This is a genomic window from Paraglaciecola mesophila KMM 241 (assembly GCF_000315015.1).
Taxonomy (GTDB): domain Bacteria; phylum Pseudomonadota; class Gammaproteobacteria; order Enterobacterales; family Alteromonadaceae; genus Paraglaciecola; species Paraglaciecola mesophila.
On sequence record NZ_BAEP01000043.1, the window covers coordinates 55,875 to 74,400 of the forward strand.

The following is an 18,526-nucleotide window of genomic DNA, read 5'->3' on the forward strand; positions in this document are numbered from 1 at the left end:
TGTCATCTTATTAAGCGCTGACACCTAATATTAGGAGAGTTTTTATGTGGTATTTTGCGTGGATTTTAGGCGTGCTATTGGCCTGTACATTGGGCGTCATTAACGTGATGTGGTACGAATTTCAGCAAAACAAAGACAGCATAGCCGACGATGAAAAAGAGTTGTACGAGAGGCTGCAAAAAGAACGTGACAACTAAAGCCCGTCCAGACCGCGCCCAGCAAATGCTGTTGCGCGGTTTTTTAAAGCGCGAATCTGCATCTGCCGCCGGGTTACTTCGATTCAGTATCGCCCTTGGTACTGTTAACGCCTTACTCATGATTGCTAGTGCCTATTTACTCGCTCAAAGCATTCATCTCGTTATGTTTGAAGGGGCCGACTTAAGCGCCGTTAGCCATTTTCTTTGGACTTTAGGGGGACTGATACTTGTTAGGGGCTTGCTTTTGGCCCTAAGCCAACGTTTGAGTGCTCGAGCTGCACGTAATATTAAATCAAATATACGTGCCAATTTACTTGCCAAAATCACACAGGTAGGGCCGAATTTTACCGATCAAAAAGGCCACGGCGCCATGCTAAATACCTTGCATGATGGGGTAGAGGCCTTGCATGATTATTACGCTAACTATTTGCCTAGCGTGGCATACAGTGCCCTTATTCCATTGGCTATATTAGTGGTGATATTCCCAACCGACTGGCAAGCAGGGTTAATATTTCTGTTTACCGCGCCGCTTATTCCTTTTTTCATGATTTTAGTAGGCCATAAAGCGGAAAAACTGAACCAAGAGAGATGGCAGCAATTAGCGATGCTCGGGAATTACTTCTTTGACCGCATTCGCGGCTTAACCCAATTGAAATTGTTTGATGCCACCAAACGGGAATTAAAGCAGATTGCTAAAATCTCGGATGATTTTCGCCACGCTACCTTAAGTGTGCTGAAAATTGCGTTCTTATCTTCTTTTGCGTTGGAATTTTTAGCCACCATCAGTGTGGCGCTTGTTGCTGTGTTAATTGGTTTTCGTTTGTTTTTTGGCACACTGGATTTTGCCACCGGCTTTGTGGTGTTGTTATTAGCCCCAGAGTTTTATTTACCCTTGCGTAAATTGGGCAATCATTATCACGCGCGCCTTGAAGGGATAAGCGCCGCGGGCGAAATGCTAGAAATACTGCAAACCCCTGGTAACGAGTCGCAGGTGATGGCTGAGCCAGCATCTAGTGCGCTAGATGATACCAGCAATAATGGCTCTATCACCGTTTCTGGGCTGAGCTTTACTTATCCTGACAGCAATGAAGGTATACATGATATTACCTTGGCTTTACCGGCGACAGGGATGATGGCTTTTGTCGGGGCAAGTGGCGCTGGTAAAAGCACCTTATTTGATTGCTTTCTCGGGTTTTATCCTCAGGTCATTTCTTGCATTGATGCGGGCAATGGCCCATTTAGTGCTGCAGATATACCAAAGTGGCAGCAAGAAATCGCCTGGATCCCTCAACAGCCAACATTATTCTACGCCAGTATTAAAGAAAACATCATGCTAGGTAAGCCTAACGCCACGCAAGCAGAGGTAACTATAGCGGCTGAAAAAGCAGGCGCGCTGGCATTTATTCAATCCTTACCTGATGGTTTCGACACTCTTTTAGGCGAACAAGGTGAGGGGCTATCTGGCGGGCAAAAGCAGCGTATCGCACTGGCTCGCGCATTTTTAAAAGACGCTCATATTTTAATACTTGATGAGCCGACTGCGCATTTAGACAGCGCCACTGAGCGTGATGTACAGCGAGCCATTAATGAGCACGCTAAAACACATTTGGTACTGGTGATTGCGCATCGATTGAGTACCTTGCAACAAGCAGATAGTATTTTTTTACTGGAAGCTGGGCGCGTAGTGCAACAAGGCAACTATCAGACATTAAGCCAGCAAACAGGGTCATTTAAGCAGTTGCTAAATAGTGATACTCAGGCGGGTGCTCATGCATAATTTCATTCGTTTATTACGCCTTTGTCAGCCCCACGCAGGGGCGATGTTGTTAGGTGTATTTCTGACGGTATTGACCGTATTGGCCAATGTCGGATTACTGGCTATTTCAGGCTGGTTTTTAGCATCAATGGCGGCAGCAGGTTTAGCTGCAGCACAAATGAATTATTTTACACCCGCTGGCATTATTCGCTTTTTAGCCATTGTGCGCACGGCATCTCGTTACGGAGAACGCCTTGTCACCCATAACGCGACCTTTCTGCTTCTTAGTGAAATTCGCGTAAGCGTGTTTGCCACGCTGAGTCAGTTGAACAATCAGCAGCTGGCCATGAATCGCAGCGCTGATTTGTTTAATCGCATGCAAAACGATGTGGATGCCCTGGACAAGTTTTATCTGAATGTGTTGCTACCGATGCTGGTGGCATTGGTATGTGTGCCGATTGTGATTTGGATAATTGTAGGTTTTAATCCACAAGTGGCGTTAGTTTGCTTAGGCGCACTGTTGATAGTGGGGGTAGGTTTACCTGTGTTGCTCAGTGCCAAGCTTAGCCGCACTGCAGGGCAGCAGACTGAGTGCTCAGCACAGCTACGCGAGGCCTTGTCTGACATGTTAACTGGGCAACGGGAGTTAGCACTATATCAAGCAACCGACAGCCAATTAGCCAAATGCAACGCAATACAACAAAACTACAATGACCTATTAGATAAGCGCCATGGCGCACTTGGGGACAGTGATGGGTTGAGTTTAATTGTTGTGCAGTTGGCCATGCTTGGAAGTGTTTGCTTGCTGGTACCTCTGGTGGTTACGCAGCAAATAGCCAACGTGCATTTAGCCATGCTGTCGTTGTTTGTTTTAGCGAGTTTTGAAACTGTACTGACGTTGCCAAATGCCTTTATTCAACTGCCCGTTGCGTTAAGTGCCGCTGGGCGAATTTTTGCTTTGCAAGACACATTAACCCAGAGCAAACAGACCACGCAGTCGAACACAGGCAACTTTGTTGAGACATCGCTGATATACGAGCAAAAGCAAGCGCCCGAAAAGACACAATATGAGCCCAATGAACACAATGCACTTGAGTCTTTAAAAAGCATGGGGCTGAGATTACAAAATGTAAGTTACCAGTACGCTAGCGACCCCTTAGTCTCAAGTCTCAAGCATAAACTTCCAGCAAACAGCCAGCACTTTGCACTGAATGATATTAGCTTTGAGATTGCGGCGAATCAAAATGTTGCGCTTGTCGGCCCAAGTGGTAGCGGGAAATCGACCTTAGTCAATTTGCTAAGCGGCCTGTGGCCTGAGCAACAAGGGCGTATTAGTTTTGAGCATGATGCCAGCAATAAAAGTAACCCTAGTAACACATGTGTAATCAATGAACTCAGTTTTGCGCAACGCGTACAACTCATCGGTATTCTCGCCCAACAGCACCATATTTTCGATGGTACTATCGCCGATAACTTGCATTATGCGGCGCCTGATGCCACACACGAGCAAATGCTTTATGCCTGTGAGCAAGCCCAACTCGGGGATTGGGTGTTCACTCTGCCCAATAAATTAAATACGCGTTTAGGCAGTGCAGGTAGACGAATTTCACAAGGTCAATCTCGCCGCTTGGCGATTGCGCAAATGTTACTACGCTCCCCAGCCCTGTTGGTCTTAGATGAACCCACAGAAGGCCTTGATAACCACGCTAAACAAGCGGTTATGGACGCTATTATTCGTGCAATGCGTGAAAGTACAGTGTTATGCATTACGCATGATACAGCGCTGCTACGCAATATGGATAAAGTCATATGGTTAGAAAATGGTCAGGTAAAAGGTGAAGGCACCCATCAAGAATTACTGGCAAAATATGAACGATACAAAGAGTTAACAACGCGCATTTAATGATGTGAATCAATGCGCTAGCCGTTTTTCACGGCATAATAAAAGCTCATCATTTTAGGTTGAGACTGATCATCTTTAAACAGAAATCACTCAGCGTGAACTTTTGGAGCCACTAACGTGTTATCTCTTTTCACTCAGTTTGCCGATTGGTTGGCGTACTCGATATTTGGCTTATCGCCTGAGTCTAAGTGGGGCAGTGCCCTTCAATTCTTTATTGAAGATACTAGCAAGATATTTTTTCTGCTGATTGTGATGATTTACATTATCGCGCTCATTCGTGCGTCCCTGAACATTGAAAGGGTGCGTGATTACCTCGCAAAGAATAATAAGTTTGTGGGTTATATCTTAGGCTCATTCTTTGGGGCGATTACGCCGTTTTGTTCATGTTCAAGTATACCGGTATTTCTGGGCTTTACCTCTGCGGGTATCCCTATCGGTATCACCATGTCTTTTTTATTGACTTCCCCCCTTATTAACGAAGTCGCCGTGCTAATGCTGTTAAGTCTAGTTGGCTGGGAAATAACCTTGATCTACGTCTTGATTGGAATGGGAGTTGGCGTTGCAGGTGGGATATTTCTTGATCTTATTCGGGCCGAGCAGCTTCTTCAGCCATTTGCCTTAAAAGCCTATCAAACTGCTGACTTTTCAAGTGATGAACAGCCCGCTTCTGAAAAACTGACGTTTCGTGAAAGACATGAATTTGCCAAAACGGAATTACTCGACATCTTGGCGCGGGTTTGGAAATGGATATTTGTGGGGGTTGGGTTAGGAGCTGCCTTGCATGGTTTCGTTCCAGAATCTTGGTTCGCTGACAATTTGGGCAATGGTCAGTGGTGGTCAGTACCTATGGCAGTGCTTGCGGGTATTCCCCTGTATTCAAACGCCACAGGTGTTATTCCCGTGATGGAGAGCTTAATTTTAAAAGGCTTGCCGCTAGGGACTACACTGGCTTTTTGCATGAGTACCGTTGCGGCCAGCTTTCCTGAATTTATCATGTTGAAACAGGTGATGACGTGGAAATTACTCGGCATTATTTTCTCACTCTTACTGCTGTCATTCACGCTCGTTGGGTGGCTAATTAATTTGCTTTACGTTGTCTAGGAGACGTTATGAAAAAGTTTGAAGTGCTCGGTACTGGGTGTACTAAATGCGTTAAAACAGCGGAACTGATCAAGTCGATCGCGGCTGAATGTGGTGTTGAGGTGCAGGTTATAAAAGAAACCAATCCAGAAATAATGATGGGTTACCAAGTGATGAGTACGCCTGGAGTAACGATTGACAAACACCTTGTGCATTCGGGCTCTATTCCCTCAAAAGGCAAGATTGCGTCTTGGTTGAAATAGGAAACATTATCAATAGGGCGGGACGCATATTTAACGATTGCTCCCTTGCAAAGTCAGATAATAAATAACGTAGGAGTCCTTTTAGGAGCCTGCAAAACCGTTCTACTTAGGAGATGTAAAAATGAAAACACTGCCTCATCAGTACTCAGTCACCGCCGAAGGTGATTCATCAGGAGCTTTAACGGCATATTGTGATAATTTACCGGATATTGCCGTAGCGCCGCCCTCACAATTCGGCGGTGATGGTGACAAATGGTCGCCAGAGGATTTATTTATGGCCGCTATCGCCAATTGTTTTGTGCTGTCGTTCAGAGCGATTGCCAGAGCGTCTAAACTAGAATGGCAAGACATAAAATGTGAATCCCAGGGGACACTCGACCGAGTGCAAGGGAAAACGTACTTTACCCAAGTGCGAACAAAAGTGCAGTTGTTGATCCCCAAAAGTGAAAGCATTGAAAAAGCTGAAAGATTGCTTAATAAAGCCGACGAAGCGTGCTTGATCAGTAATTCAATTTCGTGCGAAATGAGTTTAGAGTGTGACGTTGTTGTGCAGTAAGTTTGATGTCTGACTGAATTTCGACGGATTGGTTTTGTCAATTTGGTAGCTCGGACACTAAGTTTCTAAGTAATTAATAAAAATTAACGAGGACTTATCAGAGCATGAGGGCGGAATTACGCGCTAAAATCATCACAGTTTGTGATAATAAAATCTCAAGTAAGGGAGATAACGTTGGCTTGTCATTCTACGCTTTTTTTGCGAATAAGAACGACGATCCAGTCCTGCTGATGGAAGCAGCCACGTGGTGGATTGAAACCCATCAGTTAGATCATTTTGAGAAAGCATATAAGATCAAAGATATGGTGCTGAACAACTTATAATTGATGGGTAAATTAGTACTGCCCGGCGTACCCGTGCTTTGACATATCATAGCTTTTCACTTTGATTCTGTAAGTGGCTGCTTATTGGTTTATTGTTTGATGAGCTAATACATTTGGGAGAACAATGATGCAGCGAGTCACTGGGATTGGTGGGGTCTTTTTCAAAGCCAAAGATGCACCTGCTTTGCGTGCTTGGTACAGACGTCACCTTGGGATAGATGTGCAGGAGTGGGGTGGTTCTTCATTTACATGGCGTGATGCTAATGGCCAACCCTCTGGGGGCTCCACTGTTTGGTGCATTAATTCAACTGACGAAGAAGCTTTTTCACCGAGTGACATGCCCTTTATGATCAATTACCGGGTAGAAGCTTTACACGACTTGGTTACGTTGCTCAAAGCTGAAGGTTGTGAAGTACTAGATAAAATTGAAGAGTCTGAATATGGCATTTTTGCTTGGGTTATCGACCCAGAAGGCAATAAAGTCGAGTTATGGCAGCCCCCTGAAGGTCAATAACGACCAATGTTTTTATAAGTTTCTATCATGCTGGGCACTAATAGCGGTAACGCTTGTCTATGAGTTCTATCAATCGCAGTGTTTTTGTTTTATCGAGGAAATTTGAGCACTCGATTCGCCTTGAGACAAAGACAACTAAAATATACTCAGTCGAGAAAGAAGCAGTAAGGATTTATATGCATTACGCAGTATTATGGGGGAGTGCAGTGATATTGGGTTTAAGTGGGTGCGCCGCATCAAAGAACGATCAGGACGTTGTTAAGCAGCAGTTTGGTGAACGCTGTGAGGATGCCAGAAAAGAGCTTGATAACGCAGTTAAAGACGGCCAATTAGCTGATTTGCGCGTATTGAAGCGGGATATCGAATTGTATTGTGTTTGGCGCAGAAATTAATCGACGGCGGTGGTTTGCTTATTGCTTACACGAACAGGCCACAGCGATGATCTGTATGGTTGACTTGGGATGTATAAGCCTATCAGCTTCGTAGGAATAGCGGTGAAAACGAACAAGTTAAGTAGGATTTTGAAAAAGACAAAGCGACGAGTAATCAGCTTAAATAGTGAGTAGATATTTCTCTCTACTACCAAAGTATTAGAATTGGACGATATCACCGTAATATCTTATAAATCAATCACTAAACGACATAAAAAACTAAATTTAAAATTACAGTTGGGTAAAAATTTTATAAGTTTTAACCTATAATCAGGTTTGTAGACGACATACCTATGCAGGATATTTAGTTTCTGTACATGTTGCTTGAATTCATAATTGCAAGTCTTCAGTACTGTAATTCGTTTTTGTTTCGTCAGTTGGAATTTTTGAAATATGTTTGAGAAACTCATTTCCCGCCTTTTTAAGCGCAGTCGTCCTAGTAGCGCTGCCAATAATGAAAAAGGTGCCCTCAGCAATAGCGGGAGTGCAGTTGCCTCCGTTAACCGTCAGCAAAATAACAAACTTAAACCTGAAAACTCAACTGAGCAAACGAGCGATGATGCCGAAACCTACGAGATACCTATACCCACTCGCACAGTGAATATTAGCGTTGCCTCATTAAATCGTCTTGATTTTTTATTTTACGATTACTTGCTTGGTCCGTCACAAACTAGCACCACTTTGAACCCCATCGAGCAGTATATTTTAACGCGGGTAAATCATGCGCTGAAATCCCCTGATAGCGTGTTAACCCATTTTCCAGTGTTACCTCAATCGGTTATTTCACTAACCAATTTGCTGAATAATCCTGATTTTAATCTGCAGTCATTTATCAAGGTCGTTGAGCAAGAACCGAGTATCGCTACTGAATTGATGAAAAAAGCCAATAGTCCTGCTTACAAACGCGGTGATAAAGACATCACCAACTTGCAGCAAGCTTTTATGTTTATGGGAGCAAATGACATAAAAGAGTTTGTCTTGAATCGTTTCATTAAAAACTTATGTCAGCAAAAGCCTATTTACTTTAAAACCTTCGGTGAGAAAATTTGGCTACATAGCCAAGATGTAGCCATTGTGACTAAAACACTAGCGGCGAGGCGTAAGCAAAATGCCGACGCGGCTTATACCATTGGTTTGATGCACGATTTGGGTAAAGTTGTTATTTTTCAGTTTATGGTCGAGGCGTTTAAAATGATCGACCCAGATTTTAAACAAGACTCGTTGGTGTTCAAGAAATTTCTCAGTGAGAAATCGATGTTGCTAAGCGTAGAGTTAATGAAAATCTGGAATATGCCCAGTGTGATTATTGATGTAGTGCAAGGGCAGGTGGAAGACTTTACTAACGTGAATGATCTCGACCCTATGACGGCAATATTATTTGAAGCCAATTTAATCAGCGAGGTAAGCTTGTCTTACCAAGATGGGCATATTCAACCGGCCGAGTTTGAATTATTAGTCAGTAGTACCAAACTTCGAGATGACGCCAAGTTGCTGCTACGTGAAATACTCAATATATACTCAGACGAAGCCAGTTAATTCGGCATCACCCTCTTGATAACCTTTTGTCCGTAAGCATATCTACATGTTATGAAAGCTGAAGGTGAAAGGCTTAACAGCAGCGCTCAGAACATCGGTTCAGATTCCGCTCAATTTAATTGCTTCAACTAATTTCTATTAGCGTAATAGACGTTTTGCAAGCACGCTTTTTAGTGTGTTTAGTTCACCTTACTTTCATTAAATTCGTTCAATGCGCTCATAGCCAGTCGAGCCTTGTCACTGGGCACATATATGTGATCATGATAATAAGCTGCAACCACGTTAGCACTGATGTCGTATTCGGTTAACTTTGCTGCTACTGCTGCGGTCAGCCCTACGGCCTCTAAACTAGAATGCACCGTGAGAGTAATTTGTTTGTAGGTTCCGTCAAAAGGAATTTTCGCCTGTTTGGCATCATCGGCTAGCAATATTAATGTCAAGCCTTCCGATTCTTGAAAAAAGCACACCGGATCCAAATGTGCATAATCAGAGACCTTACCGTCTACTGTGCAAAAGGCGTATTCGCCATCTTGCAAAAATGGAGACATCGATTTAAGTAATTCATTTAACTCTGTAATGCCTGACATATTGTTTCCTGATTTCGCTGAGATTTAATGCTGTGCTAATACTGGCAAGGCGAGTAGTTTACCCGATTAAATTGTATGTGTGAACGGGCGGCAGTGCCCCCCGTGAAGACTTACATTATGTTGTTAATTTCTGGCCTTAAGCAAAATGAGGGGCTCGCTTTTCAAAAAATGCCGCAACGGATTCTTTAAACTCGGCAGAGGCTAGTTGTTCGGCAAATATGACACCTTCACGTTTCATTTGCGCCTGAACTTCCTCTTTGTTTACGCCACGAATCAAGCGCTTTGATTGCTTAACTGAATTAGGTGCTAAACTGGCGACTTGCTCTGCTATTTTCAGACTTTCAGCCACTAAAACGCCATCCTCGAATACGCGCGTAACAAGGCCCGCACTCAGTGCTTCTTCGGCATCAAGTATGCGACCTGCAAGCATTAAATCATTTGCCCATGCTTGACCCACGGCAAGGGGGAGTAACAAGCTGGATGCGGCTTCAGGTACTAAACCAACATGGGTAAAGGGGGCTCGAAAGCGCGCACTTTTGCTGGCATACACCATATCGCAATGTAGCAACATGGTAAGGCCAACCCCAATGGCAGGGCCATTCACCGCGACTACAATAGGGGTTTCACATTCTGAAATAGCCTTTAAAAATCGAATGACCGAAGGCGTACCACATTCTTCAACTGGGTTAATGAAATCATCTAAATCATTACCCGCAGTGAAGGTATCGCCGTTAGCGGTTAATAGAACAGCGCGGATCTGGTCGTCATGGTTGCTTCGCTCTAGCTCATCCGCTAGGGCTGCGTACAGTTCACGATTGAGCGCATTTTTTAGCTCAGGACGATTGATCGTTAACGAAAGCACACGATTCTTTAACGAAACAATAAGGCTTTTAGACATGTTGTAGCTCCTGTCAAAATAACATAGTGGAAATGTTGTTTAATAGAATTGGTATTAAAACTAAACCGATGGATTAAAATCGCTCCTTCTCACTGACAATGTTTTCTGCATTTTGCGTAACGTGCATTAAAAACCGCGCAATGGTTTCTTGCTCATCTAAGGTGAATTTTTTCAGCAGGGCATGATTAATATTGCGTACCTTAGAAGCGGAGCGCTGCGCAAGTTCACGTCCTTTGGCTAGTAAGATAACGTTTTGCACCCTAGCATCAGTTGTTCCTTGTTGGCGGGTAACCAATTCTGCTTTGGTCATTCTGTCAATAACGCCAGAGAGGCTGGAATAGCTCATATTTGTGCACGTTGAATTAAGTTTGTGACAGGTTTAATTAAGTTTGTGACATTAATTAAGTTTGTGACAAGGTAACAGTTGTAAGGCGAACCTGAGATGGTTCGCTTTTTTGCTATTAATAATTGGTTAAATCTGAAGTTCTGTTATGAGCCTAGGCAAAAGCTATACGGAAGAGTTTGAGTCTGCAATTACATCTGGAGCTGCATTAGAAGGAAAGTTATTCAGCTACTCCTTCATAACCCTTCTAAAATACGCTGACTTAGATTTTTGCCTAAGTCACGCTATGCTGTTGTACGCTCACGGCTATTCATTTCACAGTTAGCCTTTATTGACAACCACCACAACAGTTACCATCAGCATGGGCTGGCTTGGCAAATAAAATCTGATTTTCTAACAAGATATGTAACATTAGATCTTCTTTTAATGCCTTTAAGCCTGCATACAAAGCCGTCCAAGTATTACAAGCATCTTCTGGTAGGGTGAGGTTATGGGTTAGTTGATCTAATACCTCCAAGGCATCACCATGTTCTAAATGCTCTTCCTCCATTTGACTAATGGGGCCAGCGGGATAAATACCATTAGCCAACATTGGAAAGAGTATTTGCTCTTCTTTCATCATATGGCTTTCTAACTCTTGAAACATATTATTCAAATGTTCGGTAAGGCCAACAGGGCAGTTTGGATCTAGTTCATGGACCTGTTCAACTCGTCGTGCCAATCTAATTAATTCTGGCAGTTGCATGCGATGACGTTGATGAAAATTCAGGTAAATATGCTCAATTAGCTCTGTGGTTGGCGCTTTTCGCCAGTCAATAAAATCTTCTGCTGGTTTTTGCAATTCAGCCAATGCCGCTAACAGCTCTTCCTCTGGTAACTGGCGTTTAGCGATGGCTTCACGCAAAGTGAGGTTACCACCACAACAAAAGTCTAATTTATAACGATGAAATACTGCAGTAGCGCCTGCAACACTGGTGGCGATATTACCTAAAGATTGTTCTAACAATGACATAAAAAACTCCTCATTTTTTGCTGGCAGATTTGAAAAAAACTTGTACTTAATTTGTGACTAAGATATCCCGGTGTACTTTATCCAACAGATCCTTTAGGTCTGCAGAGTTGCAATTTTCATGTTCACGTTTTTTATAACCCAAAGAAGTTAGTTCTATATGCCATGTTGGGGTCACATCAACTGAGGCTAGGCTTTGTTTGACGCAATTTAATGGGCAGCCGTCTATTGCCAATATGGGTCTTGCAGATTTTGCCACTTTTACTAATTGATTTACTTTGCCACCCACGCCAGCAATACAGGACATTTGTGCCGAGCCTTGACGATCAAGCCTAACTGCCAGATCGTTGGCCAGTTGTGCTACATTTGAGCAACCAGAGCATGAATAAACTAAGGGTTTATTTTGGTAATGGGTTTTCATATCAACATCCCCTAAAAGTGCTGTTTGGTGTCACTAATAGAATACTCTGCTAATCGTACAAATAAATTAACCTGGCCTGCCATCTGCCCTTGGTGTGGTCAGTACCGGGAAATACACCAGCACATATAGGCCATATGCAATGACCCAAGCAACAACACCTAAGGTTAACCAGTCCATGGTGTAATTCGGCCATAGCCAAATTAACAAGGTGCGGCTTATGGCAGCCACAAAGACTAATAAAAATGCCAAAGACATAATGGCTTTGGGTTTAATCATTCGTCCACTGTGGCCAAGTGAAACACGAGCCATCATGCTTAATATCATTGAGCCCATAGCACCTGCGGTTAACATATGTAATGCCCCGCTAAGACTAATATTTAGTCCGGCATAATGTGCGCTATAACAAGCTAAGCCCAATGGGACAAACCAATAGGCTAAATGAATTGACCATAAAAGTGGGGTTTTAAGGGTGATCCACATTTTCCAACGAAAACAGCGTAGTGCCGTAAATAACGCACAAAACGCAAACAGGCCACTTAAGCCTAGATTGGGAATAAATTTAGCTAGGGTAGAAAAGTGCAGAAAGAATATTAGCCATAGTGAGCCAAGTGATAAGCGGTCTAACCAAATGTTGGAGGCTACTTTTGCTGTTTGTGTGCCATTGGCTGTGAACATGGGTATGACTCGCCCACCCACTATGGCGATTAATAATGTCACTAGCCACACAGCATTTTGTGAGCCTAACTGTTGAATATCATAGCGAGCTGTTTCAAAACCTATATACATCAGGGCATTACACAGGGTAATTAAAAACAACACTGGTACAAAAAATAGATTCCGTTGTTGATTAGCATTAATTAATGGCCGCGCCAGCAATACCGCACAAATAGGCAAAAAGCTCAAATCGATGGCAGCCACTATATAAATAGATACATCTTGGCCGAATAACAACACTAAACGTCCACTTAGCCAAAGCAGCGAGATAAAAAGCAGGGTTTTATTGTATGGCGCTCTAAGCCCTGTCCAATTTTGCACCGCAGTGAGTAAAAACCCCACAATGATTGCGTTGGCAAAACCAAATAACATCTCATGGCTATGCCAAAATAAGATATTAGCAAAAGGGCGTAGTTGAATATGCCCCATCAAAGCCAAACCCCACAGCAAGATGGCGAGTGTGCTAAATATCGCACCAAACAGAAACATAGGGCGAAAAGCCTGACGAAGTAACGGAGTCAGCTTTTGTTCTTCAGCAAGATCAGTGATTTGCATTTTGGTTGTCATCCTTTAAAAAATAATTGTTTAGAAAAATCATTTTCAGTGGTTAAATATCAATTGCAAATAATGTGATTACTTAGGTCTAAAAGCCGTGATCACTTGGGTATTACATTCTAAATAGGGGCCATCCATTAAATCGATGCAATAAGGAATAGCCGGAAATATTGCATCTAAACATTGGCGTATGGCTTTGGGTTTACCCGGTAAATTAACAATCAAACTGTCTTGTCGCAGACCCGCCGTTTGCCTAGATAAAATGGCAGTTGGCACATATTTTAATGATTCAGTGCGCATTAGTTCACCAAAACCAGGCATCATACGATCACACACAGCTTCGGTGGCTTCTGGGGTCACATCCCGTTTGGCCGGCCCAGTACCGCCTGTGGTAATAATCAAACAACAAGCCCGATTGTCTGCTAGTTCTACCAGCGTTTGTTCAACTATATCCTGCTCATCTGGGATCAATCGGTATTCAGCTTGCCAATCGCTGCAAAGGTATTGGTCTAAAGTCTCTCTAATGGCTTGACCGGAAATATCGTCATATACGCCAGCGCTGGCCCGATCGCTGACTGTGACTATGCCAATTTTTGCTACTGGTGTGTGCATTTGCGTATCCTAATTTAATGGCCATATGCCATCTTTTATTACTTGCTGTCCATAATGATAACTATGGTTTTAGCAAACAATAGCGAGGCTTGACTAGGTATCTATTATATCCCTATAGGCCAGTGAATTAGTCTTATATATTTGATATTAAAGGAGTTAACCCTAAGGGGGTAGCTGCTCTACCTCCTTTGCGCAGGCTACTAAACCTCAAGGTGCCAAGAATAATCATAAACAACGCTTCTTGGCCTTTTGGGCTTCCCCATATGTCCTGTTGATTAAATTTGTTTTATGCTCTTTAAGTGAGCCACCTATTTATAAGCTGAGCGATGGAATATTATTTAACCGTTAAATATCTGCATATCACTTGTGCCTTGTTGAGTGTCAGCCTTTTTGTTTCCAGACTAGTCTTGGACATGTTAGGCAAACCCGGTTGGCGAGTCAGTGGCTGGCGGCATGTGCCGCATATTAACGATACTCTTTTGCTGGTATTAGCATGTGTTTTGTTAGCATTAGGCCCTTGGCAGCCTTTTGTACATCAATGGTTAGGCATTAAGATATTACTGCTTTTGGGCTATATAATGATGGGATTTGTGGCACTAAAAGTGACTTTTAGTGGATTAATTCGCAGCCTTGCTGCCATTGTTGCGCTGCTGCTTTTAACCGGCATTTTTTATTTGGCTCACTTTAAACCTATTTTATTAAGTTAATTTTTGCTCAACCACAGCTAGGCCAACACAATAGTTGATTGGCCTAGCTGTGGTTTAGTTATCCGACTTGTTTTAACAGGATGTTTGCTGCTGTTTGGCGCTGATAATGGCGTAAACTATGTTCGGTGCGCCGGCCACTGCTAAAGGCTGAAACACGTTTTAAGTATCCAATTACACGGGTGCCATAATCTATGTCTTGGCTGCCACAACTGGGGCAAGAATCCAAAGTACGTTTGTCGACGGTTTCGCATTGGTTGCAAATGGTGATTTTGACGTTAACACAAAAATAATTGCAGCCGGTTTTTGCGGCAATATTCAGTAAATTGACATATCCAGCTTGATCGAGCTTTTCTTGCAAATTTAGATGTAACGCTGAACCACCATCTAAGTAATCTAATAATTTTTTGCCGTGTAACTGGAATTTATCCAACGCATTACTGTGCTCATCTTCAACCACATAGAAATAGGAGTTGTAACAATCTCTAGGCACAAAATAGCCATCCTGTTTATCCCATTTAGCGTTTTTCACTCCAAGGTTTTCGGCCGGTACAAACTCGGTATTAAACATATAACCATATTCTGCTTTGGCGGCTTTATTGGCGTCAAAAATGACCTTTAGGTGTTGCTGCACAAAATTGATGTAAGCATCATTGTTACTGGCGGTGATCCCTTGTGACTCGGCCGCCTCAACCATACCGTTTATGCCTATGGTTAAAAACTGTTTGTCGAGTGAGATAAAGCCCGCATCGTAGACAGTTAATAAGCCAGCGGCTTGGTATGCTTCCATCAGTTTGCGATAGGCCACTTGGTACTTTTGGATTTTGTTAATTTCGCTCGCCAAATCGCGACCATCTTGTACTAAGCGGTTCATATTCACGGTAATAACATTAATAGAGCCGGTTGCCACACCTCCGGCACCCAGGGAATAAGAGAAAGTATTATCACTTATCTCACTGCGTAAACGGCAACAGGAAGCCAGTGAGTCAGCGTTGTCAGATTGATAAACAAAAAACGAATTGCCCTGTGCCAGTTGTTTGGCCATGGCATTGGCAAAAGGCATGTCTTTACACTGACCATCTTCGGTTAACATGGCGACGGTAATGACGGGAAAGGTTAACACGGTTTTTTCACGCTCTTGGTTGATCCAGCTTAAGAAAAAGTTTTGTAAGGACTCAACAGATTGCCATTCAGGCTTGATAAAATCCGGGAACACAAATTGACCAAACATGCTGTCAAAATAATGCTGATCATAAATAGAAATATTCCAGAACACACTTTGATAACCTCGCGCAGCTGCGGGTTGATTTAGCGCATAAACCACATGTTGAAGGTGGTTTTCTATTACTTTGGCATGGGTAGTAAGGTAGTCATCGCCGTAGTCTTTTTTGGCAAAATAATCAAAATAGGTGAGAAACTCTACCGTTGCTACGGCACCGGCGAATTGACTGCTGACCGCAAATACAAAATTAACAAAACAGCCACAAAATGATTCCAAATGTTTAGGTGCCCTAGATTCGCCGCCCAATTTGGTTAAACCATCCCGTAAAAACGGATACATAGTCAGAGATACACAGTAGGGTTTAAGGCTGGTTTCATCGTGCACGTAGATTTCGTGTTGCTCGATTTGGCGCAAATACTCTGCAGCCAACTGCGCCCCAAACAACTCACCAATTTTATTACTGACTAAAGCGCGATTCACTTGGATAAAATGATCCTTCATGATTTCGGACTCTAAAGTGGCAATGTTTTTTTGCGTGACATTGGCGTTAGCATCCATCTTGGACCCATCTGCCGCGTTGTCTGCGTGTAGGTAATGCTCTATGAAATTAAGTTTGTGTTGAATTTGTTTGGTAGTCAGCGTTTGCATAGTGTTTTTCTCTTTTGGTTAGTTGCAAGTAAAACGGTGATTAAGGCATTGGCCTGTGCGTAAATCGGTAAAACGTTGGTTAGTGAAGGGGCTGTCTAGGCCGCCAAGCTCTGCAAGCCAGCGACCGGTTTTTAGATATGTTAGTTCGGCTTTTAATGTGGGAGTCACATCATCAAGGCCGGTGTACAGGCAAGTATTTAAGGCTTTGCTTCTGGCTAATTTTAGTAAGGGTAATAACGCGGATAATTCCCATTCGCCACCTAAAAATAACACGCAGCTAATCAACCCTTGGTATGCTTTTAAGCGCTGTGAAAAATAATCTAGGCTAAGGGGGGCGCCATTATCTTTATGCCAGCTATCGCTGCTGTGACAGCCTTTACAACCTAAAGTACAGCCACTAATGGTATACGCCAGTGACACTTCATCTGGCACTTCTAAAAACACTATGTTTTCGGTGGTGTAATTAAGCATAAACCCTCTATATGGTGTTTATTTTTGTTTTTAACACTATATCTTGTGTTTTAGCTTAGTGTCGCTCACAACAAAAATCTATGCTTTTATTGCGCTTTAGCTTTGAGCTAGCCGCTAAGGCGCGCCAATTGGGAAAGAGGTACCCCTTCAGAGGTAGATAAAATAAAGGGCTTTAAAGCAGTCAAAAGGCAAATTGCATTGGCAGGTTTGGGATCAGTAATAAATGACCATTAGTAAAAAATGGATAATGGGTTATTGGGGCATTTTATGCTGAACTTTGGGAGCTGCAATATCTGACTAAATCAGCTTTAATAAAGGGCACTAAATTTGTCACATAAAACGCATTTTTGTGCTCTAGCAACTGATGCCTTGTTGCGCCGTTACTAGGTCAAATCACCCGGGAAAAGCGCTGCTGATTCAGGTGGTGTTTTAAGTAGGCATCAAAGGACATGCATATGTTTCTAATGAGCAACCGCGCTTTTGCTGAAACCTGAATGTCTGATCCGGTATTAGTTAACAGTTGGTCTTTGATAAAGGGCCTAAGGGTAGCCAGTTCCTGATTAAAATAGTCGTCAAAGTTAATCTTAAAGTTTTGTTCAATATCGGCTTTATGCAAACAAAGGTTGCACATTAAAGCATTGATGACCGCACGCCTGATTTGGTCATCTTGGTTTAATTTCAGGCCTTTGACTGCGGCATGGCCTTGATGATCAATTAGCTGGTAATAGTCTTTTAGGCCTTTAACATTTTGACTGTAAACATTACCCACTGAGCTAATAGCAGATACCCCTAAGCCTAAAATATCGCAATCTCCTTTGCTGGTATAGCCTTGAAAGTTTCTGTGTAGTTGACCTTTATTTTGTGCTTCGGCTAATTCATCTGTTGGTTTAGCAAAATGATCCATGCCGACTAATTCGTAACCTTTAGTGCAAAGTGTTTCGATGGCAAGTTTCATCAGGGCAAATTTTTCATCTGCTTTGGGCAACCATTGATTGCGGATCTTGCGTTGGGCAGCAAAGGCTTGTGGCATATGAGCGTAACTAAACAAAGAAATACGATCTGCATCTAACTGCTGGGTGACATCTTCTAAGGTATGGGTAAAACTTTCTATTGTTTGATGGGGCAGGCCGTAAATTAAATCGATATTCACCGAAGCAAAACCTACCTGTTTGGCGCGCTGAATAAATTGTTTAATGAATTCGGTAGATTGGGGCCGGTTAATGGCTTTTTGAACTTTTTTGTTGGTATCTTGCACGCCTATACTTAGACGATTAAAGCCCAAGCTTGCTAAGTGGTCAGCTAATTCTAGCTCTATGTCACGGGGGTCGACTTCGATACTCATTTCAATCTCGTCGATAAATCTAAAATGACGTTTTAGTGTGTTGACTAGTCTAGTTAGCTGAGCGTGATCTAAGAAGCTTGGGGTGCCACCGCCTAAGTGGATTTGACGAATGGGTCTTGAGCCAAAAGCTTGTGCTCGACTAGCGATTTCTTTGCCTAAATAATCAAGATAGGTATCAGCCTTATCGCTATTTCTGGTGACAATTTTATTGCAGCCACAGTAGTAACAAAGGCTATGACAAAAAGGAATGTGCAGATACAAGGATAGCGCTTGCTCAGGATTGGCTTGGCCAGCTTGCGCTAATTGGGCATGGCTAAAATCCTCAGTAAACTCCAATGCGGTCGGATAAGAAGTATATCTTGGACCGCTGGTGTCGTATTTGTTGAGCAAGGTTTGATCAAAAAAGTCTAGTGTTGTCATAGTTCATTCCAACAAGGAAAT

Annotated in this window: 21 protein-coding genes; 11 read left to right on the plus strand and 10 right to left on the minus strand. The window is 42.8% G+C overall.

All coding sequences use genetic code 11. The annotated features are described in order from the left end of the window. Positions 1 to 44 precede the first annotated feature (44 nt). The 10 genes from cydX to GMES_RS09890 all read left to right on the plus strand — a co-directional run bounded on the left by cydX (position 45) and on the right by GMES_RS09890 (position 8,559). Entirely contained in the window at positions 45 to 197 is a 153-nt protein-coding gene (gene cydX / locus GMES_RS09845) for a cytochrome bd-I oxidase subunit CydX (protein ID WP_006992518.1), read from the plus strand. Beyond that, on the plus strand, positions 187 to 1,974 hold the full coding sequence (cydD, locus tag GMES_RS09850; protein ID WP_039987119.1) for a thiol reductant ABC exporter subunit CydD: 1,788 nt from the start codon (positions 187 to 189) through the stop codon (positions 1,972 to 1,974). The genes cydX and cydD overlap by 11 nt, the downstream gene beginning before the upstream one ends. Then, a complete protein-coding gene (cydC, locus tag GMES_RS09855) occupies positions 1,967 to 3,856 on the plus strand; it encodes a thiol reductant ABC exporter subunit CydC (RefSeq protein WP_006992520.1) in 1,890 nt (629 codons plus the stop codon). The genes cydD and cydC overlap by 8 nt, the downstream gene beginning before the upstream one ends. A 117-nt stretch (positions 3,857 to 3,973) precedes the next feature. After that, positions 3,974 to 4,957 (plus strand): permease, encoded by a 984-nt coding sequence (locus GMES_RS09860; protein WP_006992521.1) that lies wholly within the window; start codon positions 3,974 to 3,976, stop codon positions 4,955 to 4,957. Positions 4,958 to 4,965: 8 nt separating this feature from the next. After that, on the plus strand, positions 4,966 to 5,199 hold the full coding sequence (locus GMES_RS09865; protein WP_006992522.1) for a thioredoxin family protein: 234 nt from the start codon (positions 4,966 to 4,968) through the stop codon (positions 5,197 to 5,199). A 121-nt stretch (positions 5,200 to 5,320) separates the two neighbouring features. After that, entirely contained in the window at positions 5,321 to 5,755 is a 435-nt protein-coding gene (locus tag GMES_RS09870; RefSeq protein WP_006992523.1) for an OsmC family protein, read from the plus strand. A gap of 104 nt (positions 5,756 to 5,859) precedes the next feature. Further along, entirely contained in the window at positions 5,860 to 6,078 is a 219-nt protein-coding gene (locus GMES_RS09875) for a DUF6500 family protein (RefSeq protein ID WP_006992524.1), read from the plus strand. 124 nt (positions 6,079 to 6,202) lie between these two features. Next, on the plus strand, positions 6,203 to 6,592 hold the full coding sequence (locus GMES_RS09880; RefSeq protein WP_006992525.1) for a VOC family protein: 390 nt from the start codon (positions 6,203 to 6,205) through the stop codon (positions 6,590 to 6,592). A 176-nt stretch (positions 6,593 to 6,768) separates the two neighbouring features. Next, positions 6,769 to 6,984 carry a hypothetical protein gene (locus GMES_RS09885; RefSeq protein WP_006992526.1) on the plus strand — a complete coding sequence of 72 codons (216 nt, stop codon included), beginning with the start codon at positions 6,769 to 6,771 and terminating at the stop codon, positions 6,982 to 6,984. Positions 6,985 to 7,416: 432 nt separating this feature from the next. Beyond that, a complete protein-coding gene (locus GMES_RS09890; RefSeq protein WP_006992527.1) occupies positions 7,417 to 8,559 on the plus strand; it encodes an HDOD domain-containing protein in 1,143 nt (380 codons plus the stop codon). A 179-nt stretch (positions 8,560 to 8,738) separates the two neighbouring features. Here the strand turns inward: GMES_RS09890 and GMES_RS09895 are convergent, their stop codons facing one another. The 7 genes from GMES_RS09895 to mog form a co-directional block, all read right to left on the minus strand. Further along, positions 8,739 to 9,146 (minus strand): ACT domain-containing protein, encoded by a 408-nt coding sequence (locus GMES_RS09895; RefSeq protein WP_006992528.1) that lies wholly within the window; start codon positions 9,144 to 9,146, stop codon positions 8,739 to 8,741. A 136-nt stretch (positions 9,147 to 9,282) separates the two neighbouring features. Next, the gene (locus GMES_RS09900; protein ID WP_006992529.1) at positions 9,283 to 10,044 is read right to left on the minus strand and encodes an enoyl-CoA hydratase; all 762 of its coding nucleotides are present in this window, start codon (positions 10,042 to 10,044) and stop codon (positions 9,283 to 9,285) included. 73 nt (positions 10,045 to 10,117) lie between these two features. Continuing rightward, a complete protein-coding gene (locus tag GMES_RS09905) occupies positions 10,118 to 10,390 on the minus strand; it encodes a MarR family winged helix-turn-helix transcriptional regulator (RefSeq protein ID WP_006992530.1) in 273 nt (90 codons plus the stop codon). A gap of 325 nt (positions 10,391 to 10,715) precedes the next feature. Continuing rightward, the gene (gene ytfE / locus GMES_RS09910) at positions 10,716 to 11,399 is read right to left on the minus strand and encodes an iron-sulfur cluster repair protein YtfE (RefSeq protein WP_006992532.1); all 684 of its coding nucleotides are present in this window, start codon (positions 11,397 to 11,399) and stop codon (positions 10,716 to 10,718) included. 46 nt (positions 11,400 to 11,445) lie between these two features. After that, positions 11,446 to 11,817 carry a putative zinc-binding protein gene (locus tag GMES_RS09915; RefSeq protein WP_006992533.1) on the minus strand — a complete coding sequence of 124 codons (372 nt, stop codon included), beginning with the start codon at positions 11,815 to 11,817 and terminating at the stop codon, positions 11,446 to 11,448. A 66-nt stretch (positions 11,818 to 11,883) separates the two neighbouring features. Then, positions 11,884 to 13,086, minus strand: coding sequence for an NnrS family protein (locus tag GMES_RS09920; RefSeq protein ID WP_006992534.1), 1,203 nt, complete (start codon positions 13,084 to 13,086; stop codon positions 11,884 to 11,886). A 78-nt stretch (positions 13,087 to 13,164) separates the two neighbouring features. Next, positions 13,165 to 13,698 (minus strand): molybdopterin adenylyltransferase, encoded by a 534-nt coding sequence (mog, locus tag GMES_RS09925; protein ID WP_006992535.1) that lies wholly within the window; start codon positions 13,696 to 13,698, stop codon positions 13,165 to 13,167. Between the two features lie 326 nt (positions 13,699 to 14,024). Here mog and GMES_RS09930 point away from each other — a divergent pair, with 326 nt between their 5' ends. Then, a complete protein-coding gene (locus GMES_RS09930) occupies positions 14,025 to 14,405 on the plus strand; it encodes a SirB2 family protein (RefSeq protein ID WP_039987128.1) in 381 nt (126 codons plus the stop codon). A gap of 58 nt (positions 14,406 to 14,463) precedes the next feature. Here GMES_RS09930 and nrdD read toward each other — a convergent pair whose 3' ends face one another. The 3 genes from nrdD to hemN all read right to left on the minus strand — a co-directional run bounded on the left by nrdD (position 14,464) and on the right by hemN (position 18,505). After that, positions 14,464 to 16,272 (minus strand): anaerobic ribonucleoside-triphosphate reductase, encoded by a 1,809-nt coding sequence (gene nrdD, locus GMES_RS09935; protein WP_006992537.1) that lies wholly within the window; start codon positions 16,270 to 16,272, stop codon positions 14,464 to 14,466. Positions 16,273 to 16,290: 18 nt separating this feature from the next. After that, positions 16,291 to 16,743, minus strand: coding sequence for an anaerobic ribonucleoside-triphosphate reductase activating protein (gene nrdG, locus GMES_RS09940; protein ID WP_006992538.1), 453 nt, complete (start codon positions 16,741 to 16,743; stop codon positions 16,291 to 16,293). A gap of 388 nt (positions 16,744 to 17,131) precedes the next feature. Continuing rightward, positions 17,132 to 18,505 carry an oxygen-independent coproporphyrinogen III oxidase gene (gene hemN / locus GMES_RS09945; protein ID WP_006992539.1) on the minus strand — a complete coding sequence of 458 codons (1,374 nt, stop codon included), beginning with the start codon at positions 18,503 to 18,505 and terminating at the stop codon, positions 17,132 to 17,134. Positions 18,506 to 18,526: the final 21 nt, after the last annotated feature.